The sequence below is a fragment of the Marinitoga arctica genome (assembly GCF_054657315.1).
This window is the reverse complement of sequence record NZ_BAAHYY010000015.1, coordinates 43,046-49,045: the sequence shown is the minus strand read 5'-3', so window position 1 is coordinate 49,045 and position 6,000 is coordinate 43,046. Positions and strand designations below refer to the sequence as shown.

The following is a 6,000-nucleotide window of genomic DNA, read 5'->3' as shown; positions in this document are numbered from 1 at the left end:
TCTCGGACGGGAGAGAAAGTAAAATTTACCACTGTTTATTAATTCATAGATGTATTTTGTTTTATCTACATATATATAATCTTCTGTTATTATTTCTTTATAATCTTGTACTCCTATTGGTAGTTTTTTCATCAAGTCACCTCCGAGCTTCTCTTTTGTTTTAATTATATCATACAAAAATGATATAATTTTATTTTGTATATTTATTCCACAAACGTTTAAATTCTCTCTCATATTCTTTTGATATATATTCACTATGTATCACTAAGGAATTTTCGTCATTATTATATTGAGCAGAATTTGTAAAATTAAAAGAACCAGTAATTGTAATATTTTCATCTATAATCATCACTTTATGATGAAATGTTCTATCATTTTTGTCTAAAATAACATTAACTCCATTTTGTTTCAAATAGTTTATTTGTGCCCAACTATAATTAGATTGATATTCTTCTGCGATAATCTTTACATCAACTCCTCTATTTTTAGCATTTATTAATGATTCTGCTATTTCTTTTTTGCTAAATGTAAAAATCATTACATGTATAGATTTTTTAGCATTATTTATTAATTCTATAATTCTATTTGTTAAATCATCTTCTGGTGTAAAATATGGTTCAATTAAACCACTATCGAATTCTACCTTTTTATATTTCTTATTATCTAATGATTTTTTTCCAAAATATCCTTGATACATTTCTTGAAATTCATCCATATAATCCTGAGCTAATTCATTAGAAAAAATAACTATTGAATTATTAGAATTATATTTAAATCCATTATTGGTAAAATTTGTACTTCCTGTTATTACACAATACCCATCTATAATTAAGAATTTATCATGCATTAATTTATAATTTTTATCATGCTTTGTTTCTATTCCTGCCTTGCCTAAACCACTTATATATGAATTTAAATTATCTAATTCATATATTATTTTTATATCTATTCCTCTTTTCTTTAGTTCTTTTAATTCCTGTATAAAAGGATAATAATTAATATCATATATTGCTGCCCACACGAATTTCTTAGCACCATCAAGCAAAGATTTTATGTATTGCCAGTTTTTTTCTTCATTATTTCCTTCATCAAAAAATAAAATTGTTGAATCATCAGTAACATGATGTATTTTTAAATTCAACTCTGTTGCTTCTTTTAAATCTTCAAGATGATAATCTGCTCTCCAGAAATATTTTTCGTCATCAAAATATACTCCTGGTAAATCTAATTTTTTATCAGATATAATCCATTCTCCTTCAGATATAGCAAAATATGATAATGCTAAAAATAAAAATACCACTGTAAATAGTTTCTTCATAACTATACCTCCCCTATATATTCATACATAAATTTCACATCATATAGTTGACTTTTATACATTTATGTTATATAATTTTTATACCTACAATATAACACAGCTATGAAAAAAGGTGATATTATGAATATAAAAGAAAAATTAAAAATTTTATCAGGAGCTGCAAAATATGATGTTTCATGTTCTTCAAGCGGCAGTAAAAGAAATAATTCAAAAAACGGGTTAGGAAATGCCACCTCTAGTGGAATTTGCCATAGTTGGACAAGCAACGGTAGATGTATTTCCCTTTTAAAGATTTTGTTCTCAAATGCCTGTATTTATGATTGTGCATACTGCATAAACAGAGCAAGTAATAATATTAAAAGAGCTACTTTTACTGTTGAAGAAATTGTTAATATAACTATTAATTTTTATAAAAGAAATTATATTGAGGGATTGTTTTTAAGTTCTGCTATTATAAAAAATCCAGATTATACTATGGAACAAATGTTAAAAGTGGTTAAAAAACTCCGCATTGAAGAAAAATTTAATGGATATATACACTTAAAAGTGATTCCTGGTGCTGATTTAAAATTAATAAAAGAAGCAGGTTTTTATGCTGATAGATTAAGTGTAAACATAGAGTTACCAAGTGAAAAAAGCCTTAAATTATTAGCTCCTCAAAAAAACAAAGAAAATATAATTAAGCCTATGAATTTTCTTGGACAAAATACTTTAGAAAATATTGAAGAGAGAAAAAAATATAAAAAAGCTCCTTTATTTGTACCTGCTGGTCATAGTACACAATTAATCGTTGGTGCCACTCCAGAAAGTGATCTTCAAATTTTGAAACTTACTGAAAATATGTACAAAAAATTTAATATGAAAAGAGTATATTATTCAGCATTTATAAAAGTTAATGAGGATAAAAGACTTCCAAATGTAAAACCACCATTAAAAAGGGAAAATAGATTATACCAAGCTGATTGGCTTATAAGATTTTATAAATTTTCTGCTAATGAAATCTTAAATGAGAATCACCCATTTTTGGATGAAGATTTAGACCCAAAAACTTCATGGGCTTTAAGAAATTTCCATTATTTCCCTGTGGAAATAAACAAAGCCTCCTATGAAACTTTACTTAGAGTACCTGGAATAGGAGTAAAATCCGCTTTAACTATTTTAAAAGCTAGAAAATACGCCCCAATAACTTTTAATGAATTAAAAAAAATAGGTGTTGTCTTAAAAAGAGCTAAATATTTTATAACCTGTAATGGAAAATATTATTCAAATTTATTTTTAACCCCAGAATCAATAAAAGAGGAATTAATAAGAAACAAAGATAATCAAATTCCTCTATTTCCTTTAACAGCTATTGAGAAGGTGGTATAAAATGAAAATCATTACATACGATAATACTTTCCAGGGATTGCTAACAATTATCTATAATACATATAATGAGCAAAAAATACCTGATCTTATTTTTAGGAAAAACAATCCCAGTGTTTTTAATATATTTGATAATATAAAAACTGATTATAAAAAAGCTGCTGTGGTTAGTGAATTTATAATTAAAAAATTTGATAAAACTGTTTTTAAAAACATTTATCTTGCATATTTATCTGAAATAGATAATATTGAGGTTGATATCATAAGATATTTTAATCTATCATTAAAATTAAAAACAAATGCAGAATTACATATTGAAAAAAATTATATTATTAGATTTAAAAATGCTATATCTAAAGTTATGAATGAAAAACATAAGTTTCTAGGATTATTAAGATTTAGGAAATTAGAAAATGACGTATTATATGCTCCTTTTGAACCTGATCATAATATAATAACATTACTTTCAAAACATTTTATTAACCGTTTTCCTAACGAAAAATGGATTATTCATGATATTAAACGAAATCTTGTTCTTTCATACAATAAAAAAATAGAATTAGCAAAAATAAATGAATTTAAAAGAAATTTTTATTTGAAAGAAGAAAATTTATCTTATGATGAAATCTATTTTCAAAATCTATGGAAAACATATTTTAATAACGCAACTATCTCTGAAAGAAAAAATTTAAAACTTCAAAAGCAATATATGCCTTCACGATATTGGAAATATCTTATAGAGATTTAATTAAATCAATATATTCTTTTTGTTTCTTTTTATATTCTTCAAATCTATTTTTCTTAGAATATTTATCAAAATATTCAAAAATTTCTTTTTCTAATTTGTTCACATTATTAGATATTCTACTTAATTCTCTCAAAATTTCTTTAATTTTAAATTTAAAGTCATTATATCCAATCATTTCATATAAATATAGTGAGTAATTTTTCAAATCTTCAAATGTAAATTTATTTTGTCCTTTTATCATTAACCATTCTAATATAAACCTTTTTAAATTTTTTTCTATATAAAATATAAAATCTTCACTTGGAGTATATGGAGGTTCATGTATTATAGTTAGATCTTTTTCAGGTGTATAATATGTTTTAAATATTTTATTGTTTGGTTTTATTAGGGCATATTCATTTCCATTTTCATATATTAATCTTGATGCTAATAATAATGCAAAATCTTCACCACGCGGAATATCTAGTGGATAATAAATATTTTCAGCAAATTTTTTTCTAATAATCATATTCCCGCCAAATCCAAAAATACATTCTTTTAATTCATTAGTCTGAGATAATCTGACTATATCATTATCCATAGATTTAGATTTTTTCCATGATTTGAGTTTATCTTCATCTAAAATTCTAATTGTACCATTTTTTTCATAAGGTGCTGTAATAAGATATTTATCAGGATTGTTTTTTAAAATTTCTTTGGCTTTTAATATATAATTTCCTCTTAATAATTCATCGTCATCAATTTGAATAATAATATCTTCGTTATTTATAATAGAAAATAAAAATCCCTGATTTCTAATTTCTGAATATCCTTTTGTTGAAAAAAATGATGAGTTATATTTTTTTCTATATTTTTGAATATCAGAATTTGTATAAATATAATATTTAAATTTAGAATTTTTTAATATTTTTTCTATTTTGGATTTTATTTCATCATCTCTGGAAGTATCTTCATGAGCAGCTATTGAAAATATATATATACTTAATTCATCTTCAGAATTAAGTATTAAATTGTTTATACTTTTTATTGTTTTATACAGGGTATTTTCTTTTTCAAATTTTTCCAATACTGTTGGATGATCAAAGTAATCAATAACTTTTTCATTTATCCTTATATAAGTATTAATAACTATAGCAAATTTCATAATATTTCTCCTTTATGATATAATTTTATGGAATGATTATTTATTTTAATTACGAGGTGTAATATGATAGGTATTAGAGGAGCAACTTCAATAGAAAAAAATGAAAAAAAACATATTATAAACCGCTCTATTGAATTATACAATAAAATTATTGAAAATAATAATATCAAAAATATAATTGCAATATTATGTTCTGTTACTCCTGATATTACAGCATATAATCCTATTACAGCGATAAGGGAAGAATTTAATTTATCAAAAATTCCTTTAATGACATTCCAAGAAGCTATGTTTGAAGGCTCTAAAGAAGGAATAATAAGGATTTTAATATTATGCGAAAGTAATACACAAAATTTTATATTTTTGCATCGTGCAAAAGATTTACGCAAAGATTTATTAGAATATGATTCTAATATTTATTAAGTTATTATTTTGTTGAATTTCTAATTATTAATTGAGGTTTTAATATAATTCCTTTAATTTGTTTTTGTTTACCCTCTATTATTTTTAACATTAATTCTGCTGCTTTATACCCCATTTCATAAATAGGTTGTCTTACTGTGGTTAAAGAAGGTTTATAATGCTTACTAAAAAGAATATCATCAAATCCTGTTACACTAACATCTTCTGGTATTTTTACTCCTTTTTCTTGAAGAGAATCAATTATGCCATAAGCTATTAAGTCATTCCCTCCTATAATAACATCTGGGAGTTCTTTTATTTCTTTCCCAAATTTATAACCCGCTTCATAAGAAAATCTAGTATATATATGATAATAATCTTTTATATTTTTTTCTTTCATAAATTTTATATATGTTTCATACCTTATTTTAGCACTAAATGTATTTTCATCTCCGTTTACAAAATAAAAACTTTTATTTCCTCTATCGTATAAATATTCTAATAACTTGTAAATTCCTATTTGATTATCACATATAACATAAGATGCATTAATGCCTTCTAAAATACGATCTAGAAATACTATTTTTACTCCTTTTTCTATTAATTTCTCTAATGTAGGATTATACAATCCTGTTCCTGTAAAAATAATACCATCAATATGTTTAGAAATAAATGTATTTATAATCTTCGTTTCCATTTCTAAATCTTGATCTGAATTACTTAATAATAATGTATATCCTTCTTTTTTTAAATAATCTTCAACACCTTTCACAATATTTGGGAAAAAAGGATTAGTAATATCAGGAATCACAAATCCAATTGTTTTTGTTTTACCTTTTCTAAGACTCTGAGCAATAGTGCTCGGTTTATAATTTAATTTCTTTATGGCTTTTTCAACCTTTATTCTCAATTCGTCTTTAACATATGCACTATTATTAATAACCCTTGATACAGTCGATATAGAAACTCCTGCTTCTTTAGCCACATCTTTAATACTTATTCTTCTCATAATATTTCTCCTCT

General features: G+C 23.9%; 7 protein-coding genes. 3 read left to right on the top strand and 4 right to left on the bottom strand.

What is annotated here, in order from left to right; translation table 11 throughout:
* Both ACYQ44_RS05705 and ACYQ44_RS05700 read right to left on the bottom strand, forming a co-directional pair.
* A partial coding sequence (locus ACYQ44_RS05705; protein WP_459995881.1) for an AAA family ATPase occupies positions 1–132 on the bottom strand: 132 nt, incomplete at its 3' end.
* Positions 133–190: 58 nt separating this feature from the next.
* The gene (locus ACYQ44_RS05700; protein WP_459995873.1) at positions 191–1,318 is read right to left on the bottom strand and encodes a phospholipase D-like domain-containing protein; all 1,128 of its coding nucleotides are present in this window, start codon (positions 1,316–1,318) and stop codon (positions 191–193) included.
* Between the two features lie 120 nt (positions 1,319–1,438).
* Between ACYQ44_RS05700 and ACYQ44_RS05695 the strand changes: the two genes are divergently transcribed.
* Together ACYQ44_RS05695 and ACYQ44_RS05690 are read left to right on the top strand one after the other, a co-directional pair.
* Positions 1,439–2,686: a putative DNA modification/repair radical SAM protein gene (locus ACYQ44_RS05695; RefSeq protein ID WP_459995872.1), complete on the top strand. Its 1,248-nt coding sequence runs from the start codon at positions 1,439–1,441 to the stop codon at positions 2,684–2,686.
* Position 2,687: 1 nt separating this feature from the next.
* Entirely contained in the window at positions 2,688–3,431 is a 744-nt protein-coding gene (locus tag ACYQ44_RS05690; protein ID WP_459995871.1) for a TIGR03915 family putative DNA repair protein, read from the top strand.
* Here ACYQ44_RS05690 and ACYQ44_RS05685 read toward each other — a convergent pair.
* The gene (locus ACYQ44_RS05685) at positions 3,418–4,575 is read right to left on the bottom strand and encodes a hypothetical protein (RefSeq protein ID WP_459995870.1); all 1,158 of its coding nucleotides are present in this window, start codon (positions 4,573–4,575) and stop codon (positions 3,418–3,420) included. The genes ACYQ44_RS05690 and ACYQ44_RS05685 overlap by 14 nt on opposite strands.
* Before the next feature lie 63 nt (positions 4,576–4,638).
* On the opposite strand from ACYQ44_RS05685, the gene ACYQ44_RS05680 reads away from it, so the two are divergent.
* Positions 4,639–4,998, top strand: coding sequence for a chorismate mutase (locus ACYQ44_RS05680; protein WP_459995869.1), 360 nt, complete (start codon positions 4,639–4,641; stop codon positions 4,996–4,998).
* Between the two features lie 4 nt (positions 4,999–5,002).
* On the opposite strand, the gene ACYQ44_RS05675 is transcribed toward ACYQ44_RS05680, so the two are convergent.
* Entirely contained in the window at positions 5,003–5,986 is a 984-nt protein-coding gene (locus ACYQ44_RS05675; protein ID WP_459995867.1) for a LacI family DNA-binding transcriptional regulator, read from the bottom strand.
* Positions 5,987–6,000 lie beyond the last annotated feature (14 nt).

Bases quoted from the DNA above. Each gene is read 5' to 3' on its own strand.
- ACYQ44_RS05680 (WP_459995869.1), top strand. From the start codon at position 4,639: ATGATAGGTATTAGAGGAGCAACTTCAATAGAAAAAAATGAAAAAAAA.
- ACYQ44_RS05700 (WP_459995873.1), bottom strand. From the start codon at position 1,318: ATGAAGAAACTATTTACAGTGGTATTTTTATTTTTAGCATTATCATAT.
- ACYQ44_RS05685 (WP_459995870.1), bottom strand. From the start codon at position 4,575: ATGAAATTTGCTATAGTTATTAATACTTATATAAGGATAAATGAAAAA.
- ACYQ44_RS05675 (WP_459995867.1), bottom strand. From the start codon at position 5,986: ATGAGAAGAATAAGTATTAAAGATGTGGCTAAAGAAGCAGGAGTTTCT.
- ACYQ44_RS05695 (WP_459995872.1), top strand. From the start codon at position 1,439: ATGAATATAAAAGAAAAATTAAAAATTTTATCAGGAGCTGCAAAATAT.
- ACYQ44_RS05690 (WP_459995871.1), top strand. From the start codon at position 2,688: ATGAAAATCATTACATACGATAATACTTTCCAGGGATTGCTAACAATT.